The organism is Halobacillus salinarum, assembly GCF_022919095.1.
GTDB lineage: Bacteria > Bacillota > Bacilli > Bacillales > Halobacillaceae > Halobacillus_B > Halobacillus_B salinarum.
The window spans coordinates 3914129-3930225 of the sequence record NZ_CP095073.1; the positions used below are offsets into that span (position 1 = coordinate 3914129).

At 41.7% G+C, this 16097-nt stretch carries 24 protein-coding genes; 3 read left to right on the forward strand and 21 right to left on the reverse strand.

Going from position 1 to position 16097, the window contains the following annotated elements; genetic code table 11:
- Nucleotides 1-48: 48 nt before the first annotated feature.
- From MUN89_RS20125 to gvpQ, 18 genes are all read right to left on the reverse strand, one after another.
- Nucleotides 49-1698, reverse strand: coding sequence for an extracellular solute-binding protein (locus tag MUN89_RS20125; RefSeq protein ID WP_244709853.1), 1650 nt, complete (start codon nucleotides 1696-1698; stop codon nucleotides 49-51).
- 184 nt (nucleotides 1699-1882) lie between these two features.
- Nucleotides 1883-2539: a GntR family transcriptional regulator gene (locus MUN89_RS20130; protein ID WP_244713962.1), complete on the reverse strand. Its 657-nt coding sequence runs from the start codon at nucleotides 2537-2539 to the stop codon at nucleotides 1883-1885.
- A gap of 202 nt (nucleotides 2540-2741) precedes the next feature.
- Nucleotides 2742-3461, reverse strand: coding sequence for a YesL family protein (locus MUN89_RS20135; RefSeq protein WP_244709855.1), 720 nt, complete (start codon nucleotides 3459-3461; stop codon nucleotides 2742-2744).
- Between the two features lie 33 nt (nucleotides 3462-3494).
- A complete protein-coding gene (locus tag MUN89_RS20140) occupies nucleotides 3495-4340 on the reverse strand; it encodes an SDR family oxidoreductase (protein WP_244709856.1) in 846 nt (281 codons plus the stop codon).
- A 35-nt stretch (nucleotides 4341-4375) separates the two neighbouring features.
- Nucleotides 4376-4768, reverse strand: coding sequence for a VOC family protein (locus tag MUN89_RS20145; protein WP_244709858.1), 393 nt, complete (start codon nucleotides 4766-4768; stop codon nucleotides 4376-4378).
- A gap of 16 nt (nucleotides 4769-4784) precedes the next feature.
- Nucleotides 4785-5942, reverse strand: coding sequence for a Gfo/Idh/MocA family protein (locus MUN89_RS20150; RefSeq protein WP_244709860.1), 1158 nt, complete (start codon nucleotides 5940-5942; stop codon nucleotides 4785-4787).
- Nucleotides 5943-6313: 371 nt separating this feature from the next.
- Nucleotides 6314-6685: a gas vesicle accessory protein GvpU gene (gene gvpU / locus MUN89_RS20155; protein WP_244709861.1), complete on the reverse strand. Its 372-nt coding sequence runs from the start codon at nucleotides 6683-6685 to the stop codon at nucleotides 6314-6316.
- A 26-nt stretch (nucleotides 6686-6711) separates the two neighbouring features.
- Nucleotides 6712-7350 (reverse strand): hypothetical protein, encoded by a 639-nt coding sequence (locus MUN89_RS20160; protein ID WP_244709863.1) that lies wholly within the window; start codon nucleotides 7348-7350, stop codon nucleotides 6712-6714.
- A 23-nt stretch (nucleotides 7351-7373) separates the two neighbouring features.
- Nucleotides 7374-7688 (reverse strand): gas vesicle protein, encoded by a 315-nt coding sequence (locus tag MUN89_RS20165; protein ID WP_244709865.1) that lies wholly within the window; start codon nucleotides 7686-7688, stop codon nucleotides 7374-7376.
- Nucleotides 7689-7704: 16 nt separating this feature from the next.
- Nucleotides 7705-8004 carry a gas vesicle protein K gene (locus MUN89_RS20170; RefSeq protein ID WP_244709867.1) on the reverse strand — a complete coding sequence of 100 codons (300 nt, stop codon included), beginning with the start codon at nucleotides 8002-8004 and terminating at the stop codon, nucleotides 7705-7707.
- On the reverse strand, nucleotides 7985-8242 hold the full coding sequence (locus MUN89_RS20175) for a gas vesicle protein (RefSeq protein ID WP_244713965.1): 258 nt from the start codon (nucleotides 8240-8242) through the stop codon (nucleotides 7985-7987). Before MUN89_RS20175 ends, MUN89_RS20170 begins: the two co-directional genes overlap by 20 nt.
- 17 nt (nucleotides 8243-8259) lie before the next feature.
- Nucleotides 8260-9063, reverse strand: coding sequence for a GvpL/GvpF family gas vesicle protein (locus MUN89_RS20180; protein WP_244709869.1), 804 nt, complete (start codon nucleotides 9061-9063; stop codon nucleotides 8260-8262).
- A 15-nt stretch (nucleotides 9064-9078) separates the two neighbouring features.
- Nucleotides 9079-9330, reverse strand: a complete 252-nt coding sequence (locus MUN89_RS20185; protein WP_244709871.1) for a gas vesicle protein GvpG — start codon at nucleotides 9328-9330, stop codon at nucleotides 9079-9081.
- The gene (locus tag MUN89_RS20190) at nucleotides 9327-10097 is read right to left on the reverse strand and encodes a GvpL/GvpF family gas vesicle protein (RefSeq protein WP_244713968.1); all 771 of its coding nucleotides are present in this window, start codon (nucleotides 10095-10097) and stop codon (nucleotides 9327-9329) included. The genes MUN89_RS20185 and MUN89_RS20190 overlap by 4 nt, the downstream gene beginning before the upstream one ends.
- A 6-nt stretch (nucleotides 10098-10103) precedes the next feature.
- Complete coding sequence (gene gvpN / locus MUN89_RS20195) at nucleotides 10104-11024, reverse strand: gas vesicle protein GvpN (RefSeq protein ID WP_244709872.1); 921 nt, start codon at nucleotides 11022-11024, stop codon at nucleotides 10104-10106.
- Between the two features lie 16 nt (nucleotides 11025-11040).
- Entirely contained in the window at nucleotides 11041-11298 is a 258-nt protein-coding gene (gene gvpO, locus MUN89_RS20200) for a gas vesicle protein GvpO (RefSeq protein ID WP_318036102.1), read from the reverse strand.
- 62 nt (nucleotides 11299-11360) lie between these two features.
- Nucleotides 11361-11651: a gas vesicle structural protein GvpA gene (gene gvpA, locus MUN89_RS20205; protein WP_244709876.1), complete on the reverse strand. Its 291-nt coding sequence runs from the start codon at nucleotides 11649-11651 to the stop codon at nucleotides 11361-11363.
- A gap of 23 nt (nucleotides 11652-11674) precedes the next feature.
- Nucleotides 11675-12250 (reverse strand): gas vesicle protein GvpQ, encoded by a 576-nt coding sequence (gvpQ, locus tag MUN89_RS20210; RefSeq protein WP_244709878.1) that lies wholly within the window; start codon nucleotides 12248-12250, stop codon nucleotides 11675-11677.
- A 364-nt stretch (nucleotides 12251-12614) separates the two neighbouring features.
- Here gvpQ and MUN89_RS20215 point away from each other — a divergent pair, with 364 nt between their 5' ends.
- The 3 genes from MUN89_RS20215 (at nucleotide 12615) to MUN89_RS20225 (ending at nucleotide 14503) form a co-directional block, all read left to right on the forward strand.
- Nucleotides 12615-13667: a class I fructose-bisphosphate aldolase gene (locus tag MUN89_RS20215; protein WP_244709880.1), complete on the forward strand. Its 1053-nt coding sequence runs from the start codon at nucleotides 12615-12617 to the stop codon at nucleotides 13665-13667.
- Between the two features lie 57 nt (nucleotides 13668-13724).
- Entirely contained in the window at nucleotides 13725-14021 is a 297-nt protein-coding gene (locus tag MUN89_RS20220; protein WP_244709881.1) for a rhodanese-like domain-containing protein, read from the forward strand.
- A gap of 290 nt (nucleotides 14022-14311) precedes the next feature.
- Nucleotides 14312-14503 carry an alkaline shock response membrane anchor protein AmaP gene (locus tag MUN89_RS20225; RefSeq protein ID WP_244709883.1) on the forward strand — a complete coding sequence of 64 codons (192 nt, stop codon included), beginning with the start codon at nucleotides 14312-14314 and terminating at the stop codon, nucleotides 14501-14503.
- A 162-nt stretch (nucleotides 14504-14665) separates the two neighbouring features.
- On the opposite strand, the gene MUN89_RS20230 is transcribed toward MUN89_RS20225, so the two are convergent.
- The 3 genes from MUN89_RS20230 to MUN89_RS20240 are packed head-to-tail and all read right to left on the reverse strand — an operon-like array spanning nucleotide 14666 to nucleotide 16082.
- Complete coding sequence (locus MUN89_RS20230) at nucleotides 14666-14956, reverse strand: hypothetical protein (protein ID WP_244709885.1); 291 nt, start codon at nucleotides 14954-14956, stop codon at nucleotides 14666-14668.
- Nucleotides 14957-14979: 23 nt separating this feature from the next.
- Entirely contained in the window at nucleotides 14980-15510 is a 531-nt protein-coding gene (locus MUN89_RS20235; protein WP_244709887.1) for a chromate transporter, read from the reverse strand.
- Nucleotides 15507-16082 (reverse strand): chromate transporter, encoded by a 576-nt coding sequence (locus MUN89_RS20240; RefSeq protein WP_244709889.1) that lies wholly within the window; start codon nucleotides 16080-16082, stop codon nucleotides 15507-15509. The genes MUN89_RS20235 and MUN89_RS20240 overlap by 4 nt, the downstream gene beginning before the upstream one ends.
- Nucleotides 16083-16097 lie beyond the last annotated feature (15 nt).

The following is a 16097-nucleotide window of genomic DNA, read 5'->3' on the forward strand; positions in this document are numbered from 1 at the left end:
AGCAAAAGCCCGAACAAAGGAAACAGTGCATTTGTCCGGGCCATTCACTTATTGTTGTACAGATTCGTACCACTCGTTGACTTCTTTTGTGATTTCCCCTCCACCAGAGTTCTTCCAGTTATTCACGAATTCATCAAAAGCATCTACTGGCTTGTTCCCATAGATAATATCCGCATAGACTTCCTGCTCCATCTTTTCCAGCAGTTCACCTTTTTCTTTTAACGTTTTAGTAGGCGGTCCATTAAAATCATTTTCAATGCGAATATCATTTTGCTGATTAACGATGGCTCCAGCTTCTATATATTCTTCGCTTTTTCCTGCCAGCCTGTATTCGTAAGGATTTTCCGGCTCTCTGCCAGTTTCATGGAATTGCTCCAATAAGTCATACAGCATGTAAGGAACTGTCGGCACATCTGTAGTTAAGAAGTATTTGCCAGGGTCAATCACTTCTTCACCTGTCACGTTTTCAATCACTTTCTGATCATAGACAGGCTGCCCGTCCTTCATTACGTAGTCATAGTCTTCAAACATCCCTTTTTCAAAGAATTTTGAATCACCCAATGTATATCCATAAATGGCGTCCCAGTACTCAAAGAATTTATCCATATGTTTAAAATCTTTACTGAATAAGAATTGACCCGTAGTTAATCCTTCTCCTCGACGGCCGATCTGGCCATTTTCTCCACTTGGAAGCGGATAAGGCTGGACATCAGCCCCTTTGTTGTTTTTCTCAGCATCAGCAATCGGCCATCCATCTGCCCATGGTGGAGCTGAAATGATCCCGGACTTTCCGGCTATAAAGCTTTCAATAGCCGCCTGCTCATCCAAAATACCAACCTCTTTATCTAAGTATCCTTTCGTGTACCAGTCATGCAATTTCGATAAAGCTTTCTTCGCATTAGGCTGGATGGAACCATAAACCAGCTTACCTTCTTCATTTTCCGACCAGTATTTCGGCTCATAATCTCCTTCTGCTCCAAAAATGAAGCTGCCGTCTGCAAGCCAGGTCGCTAATCCATTTTTAGAAGCAAGAGTTAATCCAATCGTGTCGTCCTTACCATTCCCATCAGGGTCCTGGTTCGTAAATACGTCCATCACGTGCTCCAGTTCTTCCATCGTTTTAGGTGCTTTAAGATTGAATTTATCGAGCCAATCCTGGCGGACCCAAAGAAGCGAGTCCGAGCCATTTCCACCAGAGAAGCGAGGAAGCCCATACCGTTTCCCATCAACAGTACCAGGGTAAAAAGCTTTCGGGAACTTTTGGAAAATTTCTTTTAAACGAGGAGAGGCATACTGATCTATCGCTTCATCAATTTGCATCACTCGTCCAGATTCAATTAGATCAGAAATCAACTGATTATCTGAGACGAGAAAAACATCCGGAAGATCTTTTCCGGCAGACATGGCCAGACGGATTTTTGTATTATATTGTTCGTCACTTGGTACTGTCCAAAGAGTATCAAAGTCAATGTTCAACTCATCCTTAGCCCAATCTGTAACCACATTATCGTTGACGTCCTGCCCATCCTTAAACTTAGTATCATCCTTGAGTGTTCGAACGGTGGTGATCTTTGTTACCCCTGAATCGTCTGTAGCTGAGGCTTCTTCCTCTCCGCTTGAAGGCTTCTGCATACAGCCGCTGACCAAACTAATTGAAAGAATAATGACAAACAAAGTAAACAAACGTTTTCTCATCATATTGCTCCTCCTTTATTGAATGAGTAATACCAATTTGTAAACCAATTAGTTTAACTAATAAACAAACAAAGTATATAAAGCGCTTTCAAATAAGACCATTTTCTTTCCCCTCCTTGTTGGTCTCCAAGTTCTTTGTTGATAGCGCTTACATAATAAATGCTATGAAACTCATGTCTTAAACTCTTTACTTAAAGTAATCAGGGTACGCATCCATTAAAGTATTTTTTTCAATAGCTACCAATTGCAAATGGTCGGCCATCGCTTGTTCAGCTTCTGCTTCCTCTTTGTTCGTTATACGGTCAAAAATCGCTTTGTGCTGTGATACGATTACATTCCAATTGAGATTTGAACCCACTCTGAGTACACGCAGCCGGATAAAATGATTGTTCATTTGCTGAATGGTCTCCCACACTCTCATTTTGCTGCAGCCGGCAAATAAAATTTTATGGAACTCTTCATCAAGCTCCAGCAGAGTCGAATAGTTGTCACGCTTCACACACATTTCCTGCATCGTGATATTCGTCTCGAGTTCAAAAAGCTGCTCTTTAGTAAACGTGCTGCAGGCTAGTCGGACAATGGCCCGCTCTACGCTTTCCCTCATGAACCTTGCCTCTTCCACATGATCCAGATCAATTAAAGAGACGAATGTGCCTCTCTGAGGGTAAATTTCAAGAAGCTCCTCCTGAGCTAGTTTTAGAAAAGCTTCACGAATTGGAGTACGGCTGACACCCAGTTTCTGAGACATATCTTTCTCAGAAATTTTCTTCCCTGGTTCAATCTCAAGCGTTAAGATTTTTTCCTTTAAGACCTCGTATGTATAATCTCTCGTCGATTGCTTCATCCGTTTTTTATCTTCATTAACGGCCAATGTCGTTCACCTCAAGTTGTATATTAGAATACTAGTATGGTAGTTGCAAATTTATTATATTACATCAAAATTAGACATTCAATATAATTTTCAAAAAATTCTATTTTTTATAACGCTAGAATGACCCATCTTCAGTGCGCTCAATGTTAATTGAAGCCTGAATGGATCCCGGCCATTACTCCTTCCGGAATGCAGGTGAAGAAGTCACCATTTGCTTTTTCACTTTTGTTAGCTGTTCATTTCCTTGAACGTTGACGTCTTTTTCAGCTGTTTTGTTCTTCTGCTTAGCAGCAATAGCAGCAAAGCTTCTCAGACTGCCCCACATCAATACGAAGGCAAATACAGGGCCGGAAAAAAACGGGATCAGTCCTTGGATATTCAAAAACAGCAAATAGCACCCGGCAGCTCCTCCAGCCATTAATATAGTGATCAACGGATTCGCTATGCCTATAAAAAGGGAGTGTGTCATATATTGCTTAAATGCTAATCGATAGTGAACAAAAACCGGCACAAGATACATGAGCATGATCAAATAAAGAAGCAGGAGGATGGTTAATAACACCATAGCAGCGAAGTACATCAGGCCCTCCAATCGGCTGACATACTGGTAATCAATATAAAGAATGAAGCCTGCAGCTCCGATGAGCAGCCCCAGCCCGTTTGCTGCTGCAAACTCCTTCTTAAATGTAGTGGCAAAGGTCCTAAATACAGGTAGATTTGTATCGTTCATCAGCCACTTTCGTATGACCGAGAACATACTTATCGTTGATGGCATAAACCCAAAGATGACTAAGCCGGCCAGCGAAAATAAAAGCCAGAGCAGCTGAAGGTAAGCAAGCTTCGTTATCCACTCAATGACTTGATAAATTTTTCCTGCTGAACCATCGGACTTCATAGCTCTACTCCTTTCTAAGCAAAATGCATTCCTCTAGACACCTGAATAAGACATAAATCCCCCGTCTACTGGAACACTAATCCCAGTCACAAATCCGCTTGTCTCTTCATCCACCAGCCAAAGCAGAGTACCCAGCAGATCCTCAGGCTTTCCGAGTCTTCGCATAGGTGTGTGGGCTAAAATCTTCTCTGTCCGTTCAGTATAGGAACCATCTTCTTTTTGAAGCATAGCCTTGTTCTGTTTCGTTAGGAAAAAACCCGGGGCAATGGCATTTACTCGGATACCGGTTTCAGCCATGTGGACAGCTACCCACTGGGTGAAATTTTCAATACCAGATTTCGCTGCGCTATAAGCCGGAACCTTCGTCATGGGACTTGGCGCACTCATAGAGGAAATATTAATAATTGTCCCACCGCTTTCTACCATATGCCTGGAGAACACCTGTGTAGGCAGGAGAGTCCCAATAATGTTTAAATTGAATACAAAATCAAATCCTTTACGCGTCAGGTCAAAAAATGTGGTGATTTCTTCGTTTTCAAGGTCGGATAAGTGAAAGTTTTCCTTGGTTGTATTTCCTTCCGGATGATTTCCCCCCGCCCCGTTAATCAATACATCACAAGCTCCGTAATTATTCATCACTTCGCTTTCCGCCTTCTTTAACTGTTCCATATCAAGCACATCACATTGGATCGCCATGGCTTCCCCATTTTGCTTCCTAATTTCATTCGCTACTGCCTCCGCTTTTTCATAGGTTCGATTCAATAGAGCAACTTTCATCCCTTGCCTTGCCAGCTCCTGTGCCATACACCCGCACAGGACCCCTCCACCGCCGGTAATTACGGCAACTTTTCCTTTTAAAGTATCATGAATAGGGAGCATCGTTCGTTACCTCCTTTATGTAATCTTCCCTTCCACTACAGCAATGCAGCTTGCGGGACATTAAATTCGATTAAATTGCCATCTGGGTCTGCACAAAAAATTTGCGCAAAACCGCTTTTACTTGTGGGCTTTTCAAGTATTTCAATGCCTGCCTGCAGCAAATGCTGTTTCGTTGCTTCATAGCTCTCCACACGGAAAGCGACATGGCCATCTTTAGATTCCAGTTCAGTCGTTGATCTCAGCGTTTCAGCCTTCTCAAAAACGATGAGATGCAGCTGCTGGCTTCCAATCTGATACCAGGCACCTGGAAAATCAAAATCAGGACGCTTCAGTTCTGTAAACCCAAGCTTCTCACCATAAAACTCTTTCGCTTTTTCTAAATGAGTGACTGCTAAACTTACATGATGTATGCTCGTTAACTGAATCATAAACAACCCTCTTCTTTTAATATTCGCCGCCGGTAGAAATAGTAGAATCCGTGAAGTTGTCTATTGATTTATGCTTCTCGTGGAAATGTTCCGCATACTTCAACACGTTCTCCCGCTTATAAAAAAGACTTTCTTCATCTAACGGGAGTGTCACTTTTTCTCCTAGACTTGCCGCCTCATAGATTGCCATAATCAACTCTAATGTTTTTCTTCCTTGAACACCATCGACTAAGAGCTTCTCATTTCCAGTCATAGCTTGAAGAAAATTAGAAATCTGGCCGCTGTGTCCTTCATGTTCTAAAGAAGGAAAACGCTGGTAGGCATCATCTATTTTGGCTATCAAGGATTCATTCTTCTGTTTCGTTGGAAATCCATTTTCACTCGATTGTTCGGCTCTTACCTTCCATGGGATTGAGACTCTGGCATCTCTTCCTTGAAAAATCAACTGTTGTTCTTCCCCATGGTGCACAACAGAGCTTGTGATTTGTCCGAGAGCTCCCGTTGAATATTTTAATAAGGCCGTTGATAAATCCTCCACTTCTGCATTGTCATGCAGACGATTGCTGCAAAGGGCAACCACTTCCTCAGGCAGTCCCATCATCCATTGCAGCATATCAATATGATGGACCGCATGGTTTAACGTACAGCCTCCCCCTTCTTTTTCCCACGTTCCTCTCCACCATAGATCATAATAGCTCTTCCCCCTCCACCAGAAAGAATCCACCTGCACATGAGCAACCGGGCCAATCATCTGGTGATCAAGGACATACTTCAATCCCATCACCGACGTCTTAAAACGGTTTTGGGCCACGACCGATAGAATTCTTCCACTATCTTCTGCCGCTGCGTTCATCTCGTCACATTCATGAAGGGAAGATGCCATCGGTTTTTCGACGAGTACATGCTTACCGGCTCGCAATGCAGCTACGGTGATTTCACTATGAGTATAAGGAGGCGTACAAACGGATACAGCATCTATGGAGGAGTCTTGTAAAACTTCTCGATAATCAGAAAAAATTCGTGCGTTCAACTCATGTTTTTCTGCTAAAGCTTTTGCCTTCTCCGGATAAATATCTACAAGGGCAGCTATCTTACATTTCTCGCTAAATGCCAAATACCCTTCTGCGTGGAGACTGGAAATCGCACCCGTTCCAATAATTGCAACCTTAATCATTTCAGCCATCCTTTCCTTATATAAATCTTTAATAAATCGTCGTTCCCGTCGGTTTTTCACTATACTAGTATGGTAGTTTAATTAAAAAAAGAAACTCCTTTCTCAAGGGGATCTTGGCCATTTCAATGTCATTTAGTTATTATGTAAGGGCTTTCAATAAATTATAACAACTTTCACTTAGTTTATCCAGTGAACTAACTAAATTTTTAAAAATTACCGAGAAAGAAACTTAGACCAATAAAAAAGGAAGGAGAGCTCCTTCCTTTCAGCTTGTAGAGAAACCCAATGTTTTTCTGTAAGCTGGCTATTATGCCCCGGGGGAATATCACTTCGCTCTTCCACAGACCAACGCCCAGTTTCTTTCTTTATTATTACTTATCATCTACTGATATTTTCCCTAGAAAAAAACCGTCGACTTCCTCAATTTTTCCCCTCCAATGAAATTCACTGTCAGAAGGGGTAGGCTGAGAATCACCATTGTATACCTGAGCATTCTTCAAATGAATGAAAGCTGCCGTGTCTTCTCCATTTTCTTTTGCCGACTGACTGGAAGCACTCAATTTTTCCCCTATCGCTTGAGATACTTCATTTCCTTCTTCAAATACATTTGAGAGAGATTCCAAATAGCGCTGTGCTGAAATCGTTGTGCCCGAAATCAATGCCCCATTAATATTAAGAGTGATATCAAGAGAAAAATCATGCTGGTTTGCGGCCTTCACAAACGTCAATAATAAATCATCCATCTGTCTGTCTCCTTTCAATCTAGCGGTCAATTCGAAGTATCATCATCATTGGATAAGGTGGTTTTTACTTCTTCGTTAGTGGATGTAGACGGCTTCGGTTTTTGCTTTTTCTTCGTTTCATTTTTTAAAAATGCTGGTTTTTGCTTTTTGTCTTTCTTTTGTTTATTTTCAGTCGCTGCGGCTGCTTCCTTTTCCGCAAGAGAAGCTTCTGATTTTTGCTTCGTATCCTCATTCTTTACAGCCTGCGTTTGATTGGAAATATCTTGTTCCTTCTGTTCTGACTCGTTATTTTTCGACTGCGTCCGGGAGTGTTGTTCTTCTTTTTCTTTTGATGGAGATTGTTTTTCATCATCTTTATCAGGTGTTACCTTTTGAACCGTCTGTTTGGATTTTTCTTTTGTTTTCTCTTTTAAACTAGACAAACCAGAACCTGCTTTTTCACTTATGCTTCTGCCCTTTTCTTTCAGACGCGCTCTTTTTGATTGATTTGTATGGGGTGCTTCTGATGGGGGTGCACCTGAACCTTCGGATGGCCCGCCTGCTGAGCTATTTTCCGATCGTTTATCTTTATTTGAATCCGGCTTAAGCAGAAAACCTGCAGCAGTTCCGATGATTCCTCCTAAGATGGCTCTTCTCATTTTATTATTTCTTGATTTGTCACTCATACGTAAATCGCTCCTTTACTTAGTTAGACAAGCCTGTTTGTTCCATGTTTCTTTTCGAGCTCCTCTATCCGCTTCTGCAGCTCTTTGTTCTGCTTTTCCAATTCTTCATTGCTTTGCTCTGCTGCCTTGGAATTTAAATAGGGATCCGTTTCCCACCAGTCCATGCCAATTTCCTTAGCCTTATCAACAGAAGCAATAATCAGACGGATCTTGATTGTCAGGAGCTCTACATCGGCTAAACCAACCCGGATATCTCCTGCAATGACGACCCCTTTATCGAGAACCGTCTCCAATACATCTACTAAACTGTTGGATTCCGCAGGGTGTTCTACAGCCATCGATCTCACTCCTTTGCTATAGTAGATTACCTAATGGGCCAAGATCGATATTTAAGTCTTCCTCTTCCAACTCAAAAATCTCCTTCAGCTCATCCATTTTGACTTCTAAATTCATGAGAGCAAGTCCAAGCTGCTCAATCTCTTCTTCCGAGAGCGTCCCTCCGTCAACACGCCGCAGGGCCTGGCGCTCCACGAGCTGTCTTAACAATTCAATGACTGTAAGAACAAGCTGAGCCAGCCCTTGTTCTGCACCCTCCGGATCTAAATTAATTCTTCCGCTTTTAGAGGGCTGCTCGTTAAGTGTGCTCTGTTGCATGCGTTAAATCCTCCTTTTCCCGTTCAAACTGTTGAGAAGATATTGCTGCGGAATCTCTGTTGGATTGGACTAAAGTTTCCACAGCAGTAATCAGGATCTTTAAATCCAAGTAGACTAAGTCAATTCCAGCAATAGAGATCATAATGTCGCCTTTGATCGCCACTCCTTTATCCAGCACTGTATCCAAAATATCTATTAAAGCAATTTGTTTATTTTCATAGTTTTCGCGTTCCGTCATAGCCTTCATGCCTCGCTTTAAGAGAGATTCACAAAATGATAAGCCGGCCACGGCCCAGTGGCTTCAAAGTTCCAGCCAGCTTCCCCATTCTCCTCATTAGCCTTTGTGATTTCTTTAAGAAAAGGTTCAACTTGCTCCATCGGCAAAAGATAAGCACAGTTCCAGCACATTTCTTCACTTTTTCCAGTAACGTCCTTGTTCCAATTCTTTTTAATCTCTTCTTGATTACTGTACTGGCTGATCAGATTGTGAAATCCCCGGCTAAAATCAGTAAGTTCCTTCTCCACTTCTTGTTCAATCAGGTTGTCGAGCTTTTTAGTTTCTAAATATTTTCTGCCTTTCGACATTCCTGCAATTTCTTTACGCTTTTCTTCTATAGTTAAATTGTCTTCGGCCACTTTCTCAAAGAGCTTGTCCCGAACACAATAAATTTTCAAATTCCACTCTTCCTTGCCCTTTAACTGAGATAATAGTTGGTGCAAGGTATCTTCTTTTGCTTCTATTAAACTCCGTAAGCTGTCTTCACTTTGGTAAATCGTACAGAACTTCATCGGAATAACCGTGGAATGAGCATGGAGCTTTAGGAGCGCCTCATGATGGTGGAAGGCTTTTTCCTGAACCCATTCCATATTCTGCGTTTTTTTGTTAATTTGTTCTTCCCCGTATTCTTGTTCATTAAGTTCGCAAACGATCGCAGCTAACCTGCCGTACTCTTTTTTAAACACGTAATGCTGATCATCGATGCCTTTGAATGGTAATACTGAGTCTAGTTCTTCTGTATCTGCTTGGACAATTCCGTATAAATAGAGCAAATTGTTCATAGATAAAGGCACCCCTTAACGTTTCGTCAACTCTTCCCATTGTTCCATCTCGAGCTTTTTGGCAATTTCATACCTCGTAAGCAGTTCTTCTTCTTTAGCTTTGTACACCTCTTCTGAAACTTCATCCAGTTCGTACATCATTTGCAGCTGGACAAGCTTTTTTTGGATATGCTCCAAATCATACAATTCCTTATCCACTTCTTCTTTCACTTTTTCCCCTACTTTAACGACGAGGTTGAATGGGGAAGTGAATAATTTATGAATCATGGATTTTCCTCTACTTTCAGCTGGATATTAATGAAGTTATAAGCCGGCCATGGGCCAGTATATTTAAAATCGACGCGATCTTTCCATTCCTCATGCAGTTCATTTACCTTTTCATCAAATTGGCTTTCTTTATCCCTATCGATCAGATACGAACCATTGATCAGCATTTTTTCACCGATTGGTTCATTGGCTTTCGCCGATTCAGCTAAATCTGTTAATGGCAGGTGTATCGCTTTTTCCAAATCCTTTTGCAAGGATATAAAAAAGTTCTGTGCCATTTCTCCAAGTTTGATCCTGTCAAAATATCCCGCTTCTTTTGATTTCTGTGACACTGTCTCTTGCTGTTCCTGAACTCCCGGCTGTTTCGCCACCTTTTCCTTCAGCCAGTCCCGCTTTCCGACTACCTTTAGACCAAGCTCGATCTTATTTCTAATCTCGGGAAAGAGTTTGGCTAACTGAGGATAGAGGTTTTTCAACAGGACTTCAACATCTTCTTTGGATTGAAACACATTCCCAAAACTAATCGGAACGACAGTTTCTTCGTTACCCATAACAGCAGAAATTACTTCTTGATGAACTAAAATATTATCCTTATTAGGATGATAAATTTTCATAGGAACCTCTGCTGCAACCATCGCCGCATCTTCATAATGAATTGTAAATGTTTCGCGTTCCTTACCGTCAAAGGTAATCTTCCCAAAATCTTTCGGTTCTTCTGTCTGAATTACACAAAAAATATAAACACCTGTTTCCTGTTCCACACTCATCATCCTCTATATGCTTTTGCATTTTTCTAAGATTTTATTTTCAAGTTCTTCCAGTTCCTCGGTTTGTACGCATCTCTGCAAAGGAAACACAGTGACATCCAAGCAGATATCCTGAAATTCTTCATTGTCCCCGTCTACTTTCAAGTTATAGCGTTGAACAACTTGAGCAATCATCAGCGAAGCTCTAAGGCTTAAGCTATGCTCCCGCATGGACTTGTCACATAAGCTTCTTACTTCATTGACGAACTGCACGATTGACTTCGCTTTCTTTTCTTCAATATTTGTCTGGTTTACTACAATTGTTATTTCCGTATCTTCGTTAAGTGGATGAAGGGGGATCGTGACGATTCGGTCGAGTAAGGCATCCTGCAGCTTGTAAACGCCTGTATATTCATTTGGATTGCTTGTAAAGATAACGGAGAAATCCGGATGAACGTCCAAAAAGGATTCTGTCCTTTTAGTCCCGTACAATGGAAGGATATTCTCTTCTAATATAGAGAGAAATAAATTATTAACTTCTGGCTTTGAACGGGTAAATTCATCATAGACGACCGTATATCCGTTCTTCACGGCTTCGTAAAGCCTCCCATTCGTCCATTCTTCTGAAATATCTTCTTCTATTTTATGAACAGTACGAACGAAGTTGTCATTAAGCTTCTTACGCTTATAGCCTGTATAAGCACCAATTAAATCCTCGTTTGATAACTCCGTATTCCCGCTTATTAATATAATCGGGCGCTTTTGTTTTTTGGCCACCTGCAAAGCCAAGGTCGTTTTCCCTACTCCGGAGGGACCGGTAAAATGAACAGGATAACCACTGGAAAGATAGCGGAGCGAGCGCTTTACAATTTTCTTTAGATCAGGCTCGTTAAAAGCCTCTTTGCTGCTTCTTAATGAAGGTTGGGAAACTTCTGTTAAACTAGTCATGCTCTGCTCACCTGCCTTACGTTTCCTGTTCCTCAAGCTGACTCCTGAACCGTAAGCTCTGCCTGGCAAACTCTGTTACTTCCTGACTGCTGTCAAGAAACACTTCATATAAACCAATCATTTCATCGTGTGCATACTTTTTCATGTAACCCTTTTCTTCAATCACTTCCACTAAAACGCGCCAGCCTTCTTCTTGTTTTTTGACTGAGATGATTTTATGAGGCGGTGCGATATTTTCTGAAAAAAATTCGTTGACGACATCCATGATCTTCATAAAGTCCATACACCTTCCTTTAAGAAAACAGAGGGACAGAGAATAACCCCTGCCCTCGTCCATTAAATACTGAATTCACTTCGTTCATTAGATTGCTGCGGCTGAGAACGATCTTGATCTCCGATACGGTTTCCAAGTCCTTCTTCTTCTACTTCATCGCGCAGCAGACCTACCGCTTCTGCGTAGCGAAGCCACGTGTCCACACTAGCGATGACGACACGAGCTTCTACAGTTATTAACTCAATTCCTACTACGGACACACGTGCAAATGCGTCAATTACGATCCCTTTATCCAAAATACGGTCAATCACTTCGGCTAATCCTGAACTATCCGTTGACTTTTGTACTGCCATAATCAATCTCTCCTTTCAGATAATTAAGAACTTAACGTGTTAATATTTGAAATCCCTTTTATATTTTCAGGTCCCTTAATATCTTCGGCACCTTTTATATCAGCATAGCTTTTTAAGTTGGCTGCACTTTTAATATCCTGGACACCGTTTAATCTCGCAGAGCTGTTTTTACTGCCTGAACTCATTGACTCGTCAATCTTTTCCTGCAATTCCTGTCCGGATTCCTTAAAGGAAGCTACACCTTTACGGAGCTTTAATAAATTTTTCTGAAGCTGCTCCTTGGCTTCCCGCGCCTTAGAATGCACTTTCTCTGCATTCTTTTCCTTCTTTTCCTGCAGGTTTTCTGATAACTCCTCAGCTTCAGATTGCAGCTGTTCTTTGAATTGATGGCGGATTTGATCTCCAATTTCGTCTCTGATTTCTTCCGTGGCATATTCTTTTGCTTCTTTAGGATCGTCTGATTTCTTAATTACTCGGGTAAGACGCGGCACCGTCTTCTTCACTGCCTTGGCTGATTTTTTTACTCCTTTTTCGACAAAATCTTTTGCATTTCCAATCGGATGACTGGAGTGTTTTTCTTTCTTAATGGTTGTACTCAATATTCCACCACCTTCTAAAAGCAAACTATATTATTTACTTTGATACTTACCTTCCCATATGCACACGCTTCAAACCCTTGAATTGAAGGGATTAGAGAGTTTTTGTCATAATATCCTTCAATTATTACAATGCTCAATTTACAAAAGTTCTCATTTAATAAGGTTTTACTACGTGTGAGCAAATCAAATATTACAAATGTTACTAAAACATTATTTTAAAAAAATTTACGAAAAGCGAGTTCTCCTTCTTCACTTTTCTCTTTTTGAAAACGAGATCGATTGTTTTCACGATTTAATAAATCTTTCCGTTTATGGACATATACGAAGGGAATAAATCACTGTAGATGACTATTAAGGAGGTATCATGATGCCAACGACCGAAGAATTGTTAGGAAATGAAGCCGAGGATTTACTGAACCACGAGTGCAGTACAATTTCAAAAGAGCAGCTCTATGTCCCTAGCCCCGATTTTGTAGATAAAGTCTACAAGTCCACAGATCGTTCTCCTGTTGTACTTAGAAACCTGCAGAGCATGTTTGACCACGGAAGGCTGAGTGGAACGGGGTACCTTTCCATTCTTCCAGTGGACCAGGGAATTGAGCATTCCGCCGGTGCTTCATTTGCTCCAAATCCTATTTATTTCGATCCGGAAAACATTATCCAGTTAGCGATTGAAAGCGATTGTAACGCTGTCGCATCCACTGTTGGTGTGCTTGGATCTGTAGCGAGAGACTACGCTCATAAAATTCCGTTCATCGCGAAGCTTAACCACAACGAACTGCTGACATATCCGAATACTCATGATCAGATCATGTTTGGGTCTGTAGAACAAGCCTATAATATGGGTGCTGCAGCGGTCGGGGCTACCATTTACTTTGGTTCTGAGGAAAGTGATCGTCAAATTCAGGAAGTAGCACAGGCTTTCCAATACGCACATGAACTCGGTATGGCCACCATACTATGGGCCTACCTGCGCAATCCTGCTTTTAAAACGGACGGCGATGACTATCACCTGGCCTCTGATTTAACAGGCCAGGCCATTCACCTCTCTGCCAGTCTGCAAGCTGATATCGTCAAGCAGAAACTACCAAAAACGAACGGCGGCTATACAGCTGTTAACTTTGGCAAAACGCACGATAAGGTTTATTCTGAACTCACGACCGATCACCCCATTGACCTCACCCGCTATCAAGTAGTCAATTCCTATATGGGAAGAGCCGGGTTAATTAATTCAGGCGGTGGTTCAGCGGAACGAGACTTAAATGAAGCGGTTAAAACAGCCGTGATCAACAAACGCGCAGGCGGAATGGGACTGATCATGGGGCGGAAAGCCTTCCAGCGACCAATGAAAGAAGGAGTTGAAATCATTCAGGCCGTCCAGGAAGTATACGCCGATGAGTCCATTACGCTCGCTTAACCGTGAGTGAAGCGAAATAATGTGAAATGAATACAAGGGATGTAAGGAGATGATCTAGTGGCTGAAACAATAAAACCTGAAGAAGTGGAACGAAAAAGAAAGTCTGAAAATGTAAGCATTATTGATGTAAGAACGGCGGAGGAAGTGACACAAGGAAAGATCCCTAATGCCATTCACATTCCAGTTGACCAAATTGAGCAGAGATTAATAGATCTCGATAAGACCAAAGAGTACATTACAGTCTGCCGCTCCGGAAGACGAAGCGATAAAGCTGCGGATATTATGAACGAAAAAGGATTACAAGCAGAAAATATGGAAGGTGGGATGGAAGCCTGGAAAGGTGAAGTCCGCTAAGCTCTTCTTTAGCTCACGTAAACGACGTGGGCTATTCTTTTTGCCTGCCACAGCTGGACTGAAAGAAGGGCACTTAAACCGAGTTCTATTTTTAACTGCATCTAACATTACATGAGGGTAAGTGGTAGTCCATTTTTCTCAAACAACTAAAAAGAGGTTTACTGCTGCCAAAATCCGTCAATTTAGTAACAGTAACCAAAAGGGGACCAGCAAACAACTTCAACCATAAACATCTATAGAAATGCCTGCTCGTATTAAAGAAGCAGGTTAACAGAAGGAGTGAACCTTTCATGCGGTCAAAAAAATTTATTTACGGGTTATTTGCCGTACTCTACTTGGGAGTTACCATCTTTGGTCTTGGACCCGTGTTTTTCTCAGATGGTCCAAACAAATATCGAATGTACACGCTTACGTGGGTGATTTTTATCTATATAGCGCTCGCTGTCATTCTTTTGATTTTTAATAAAAAAAGGAAAAAGTAAGACCTCCTCGTTCTGCTCACTGTCCAAAGTATAGATAGAAGTCTCACTCCCTGAAAAAATCCGAATGCTGGTGAAATTTTATCATAACAATTTCGCCAGCATTCGGATCTTATAAAGACTAAAACAATGTTGCTCCAGCTGGATCATATCTTGAAAGTGCTTTCAAACCTGATCCAACCCAAGTACGATTAGGACAGCAGCTAAATGAGCACCCGTGAGGACGATGATCGTCCATCCCGGCATTCCAAAGTGGAATACAATCGCAGTAGCAGAGACCATGATTACAAAACCATACACCATCACGATTGCACCTATCCTGCCGGCAAGCTTCCTCTCATTCTTAGGACAAAACACCTCTCCTTTACCTGTGAGGAAAGCCGTACTTTTATTCTTCCTTATTTGGGTCCCTGTCCAAATGATTACTATTCCTGCAAAGAATAAAAACACCTTCATCACGGCCACCTTTCCTCCGTTGATCAGCTGAGAAAAACGGCTCCATAGATGAGAGAGCCTAAAATCACAAAAGCCGGATGCAGTTTTACCTTTTCTAACAGGAGAAAGCTGACCAGGATAAGTCCAGCCGTTTGCATCCAGCCTGCCGTGTCATAGGAATTATAAAAAAATTGAAAAGCCATGATTCCTAATAAAATAGCAATGACTGGACGAATTAAATTGGTCATCGTTTTCACTCGAGGAGAATCTTTAAATTTATATAACAGGCTTAGAAGGACAATCATTAATAGCAGCGAAGGGCCGACAGTAGCGATCACTCCAACAAAAGAACCGAGAATACCTCCCTGCTGGTATCCGATAAAGCCAGCCATCTTTGTCGCAATCGGTCCGGGCAATGCATTTGCCATTGCCAGCATTTCACTGAATTCAGAGACGTTCATCCAGTGAAAACGGTCCACCACTTCATTTTCTACTAGAGGAATAGAAGCAGGTCCTCCTCCATAACCGACAATTCCAGGTATAAAAAAAGCGATAAATATTTTCCACAAATTCATGATGATTGCTCCTGTTGGTTAATAGGCGTTGTTTCTTTTCGTCTCATTGGCCTTACTAATGCATAGAGAAGAAGGGCAAAAATAATGATTCCCGGATGTACGCCAGCCCATTCAATCAATAAAAGCGAAGCGGTTCCTATGAGAATGGTCACAATCCATCCTAGTTGTATTTTTGCCTTTTTAAAGAAGTCATACGTGAGCTTGGCAAGCATGACCCCAACAACAGGAACAACTGCTTGAGTCATTCCAGCCACCCATGGCTGATCCCTAAGGTTATTCAAGGAAGTAATCAGGACAATCATGATAATAATGGTCGGGAGAATCGTAGCGAGTACTGCATTCATCATTCCAATAACTCCCGAAACACGGTATCCGATATACCCGGCCATTTTGGTTGCAATCGGTCCGGGTAGAGAATTTCCCAAAGCCAGAATATCTCCAAAATCGTCGTCCGACAGCCATTTGTATTTCTCCACCACTTCTTTGTGAACAAGTGGAATAGAGGAAGGTCCTCCCCCATAACCTAGCATTCCTACTCGGAAGAAGGCGCTAAAGAGATTCCATTGCTGCATGCAGCTTCATCTCCT

What these genes read in the sequence shown, in the direction of transcription:
- MUN89_RS20170 (WP_244709867.1), bottom strand. Translation starts at nt 8,004, where the DNA reads ATGCAACAGAGCACACTTAACGAGCAGCCCTCTAAAAGCGGAAGAATT.
- MUN89_RS20235 (WP_244709887.1), bottom strand. Translation starts at nt 15,510, where the DNA reads ATGAATTTGTGGAAAATATTTATCGCTTTTTTTATACCTGGAATTGTC.
- MUN89_RS20215 (WP_244709880.1), top strand. Translation starts at nt 12,615, where the DNA reads ATGATGCCAACGACCGAAGAATTGTTAGGAAATGAAGCCGAGGATTTA.
- MUN89_RS20145 (WP_244709858.1), bottom strand. Translation starts at nt 4,768, where the DNA reads ATGATTCAGTTAACGAGCATACATCATGTAAGTTTAGCAGTCACTCAT.
- MUN89_RS20185 (WP_244709871.1), bottom strand. Translation starts at nt 9,330, where the DNA reads ATGATTCATAAATTATTCACTTCCCCATTCAACCTCGTCGTTAAAGTA.
- MUN89_RS20180 (WP_244709869.1), bottom strand. Translation starts at nt 9,063, where the DNA reads ATGAACAATTTGCTCTATTTATACGGAATTGTCCAAGCAGATACAGAA.
- MUN89_RS20150 (WP_244709860.1), bottom strand. Translation starts at nt 5,942, where the DNA reads ATGATTAAGGTTGCAATTATTGGAACGGGTGCGATTTCCAGTCTCCAC.
- MUN89_RS20125 (WP_244709853.1), bottom strand. Translation starts at nt 1,698, where the DNA reads ATGATGAGAAAACGTTTGTTTACTTTGTTTGTCATTATTCTTTCAATT.
- gvpA (WP_244709876.1), bottom strand. Translation starts at nt 11,651, where the DNA reads ATGGCAGTACAAAAGTCAACGGATAGTTCAGGATTAGCCGAAGTGATT.
- gvpN (WP_244709872.1), bottom strand. Translation starts at nt 11,024, where the DNA reads ATGACTAGTTTAACAGAAGTTTCCCAACCTTCATTAAGAAGCAGCAAA.
- gvpO (WP_318036102.1), bottom strand. Translation starts at nt 11,298, where the DNA reads ATGAAGATCATGGATGTCGTCAACGAATTTTTTTCAGAAAATATCGCA.
- MUN89_RS20160 (WP_244709863.1), bottom strand. Translation starts at nt 7,350, where the DNA reads ATGAGTGACAAATCAAGAAATAATAAAATGAGAAGAGCCATCTTAGGA.
- MUN89_RS20135 (WP_244709855.1), bottom strand. Translation starts at nt 3,461, where the DNA reads ATGAAGTCCGATGGTTCAGCAGGAAAAATTTATCAAGTCATTGAGTGG.
- MUN89_RS20165 (WP_244709865.1), bottom strand. Translation starts at nt 7,688, where the DNA reads ATGGCTGTAGAACACCCTGCGGAATCCAACAGTTTAGTAGATGTATTG.
- gvpU (WP_244709861.1), bottom strand. Translation starts at nt 6,685, where the DNA reads ATGGATGATTTATTATTGACGTTTGTGAAGGCCGCAAACCAGCATGAT.
- MUN89_RS20175 (WP_244713965.1), bottom strand. Translation starts at nt 8,242, where the DNA reads ATGACGGAACGCGAAAACTATGAAAATAAACAAATTGCTTTAATAGAT.
- MUN89_RS20140 (WP_244709856.1), bottom strand. Translation starts at nt 4,340, where the DNA reads ATGCTCCCTATTCATGATACTTTAAAAGGAAAAGTTGCCGTAATTACC.
- MUN89_RS20230 (WP_244709885.1), bottom strand. Translation starts at nt 14,956, where the DNA reads ATGAAGGTGTTTTTATTCTTTGCAGGAATAGTAATCATTTGGACAGGG.
- MUN89_RS20225 (WP_244709883.1), top strand. Translation starts at nt 14,312, where the DNA reads ATGCGGTCAAAAAAATTTATTTACGGGTTATTTGCCGTACTCTACTTG.
- MUN89_RS20240 (WP_244709889.1), bottom strand. Translation starts at nt 16,082, where the DNA reads ATGCAGCAATGGAATCTCTTTAGCGCCTTCTTCCGAGTAGGAATGCTA.
- MUN89_RS20190 (WP_244713968.1), bottom strand. Translation starts at nt 10,097, where the DNA reads ATGAGTGTGGAACAGGAAACAGGTGTTTATATTTTTTGTGTAATTCAG.
- MUN89_RS20130 (WP_244713962.1), bottom strand. Translation starts at nt 2,539, where the DNA reads ATGAAGCAATCGACGAGAGATTATACATACGAGGTCTTAAAGGAAAAA.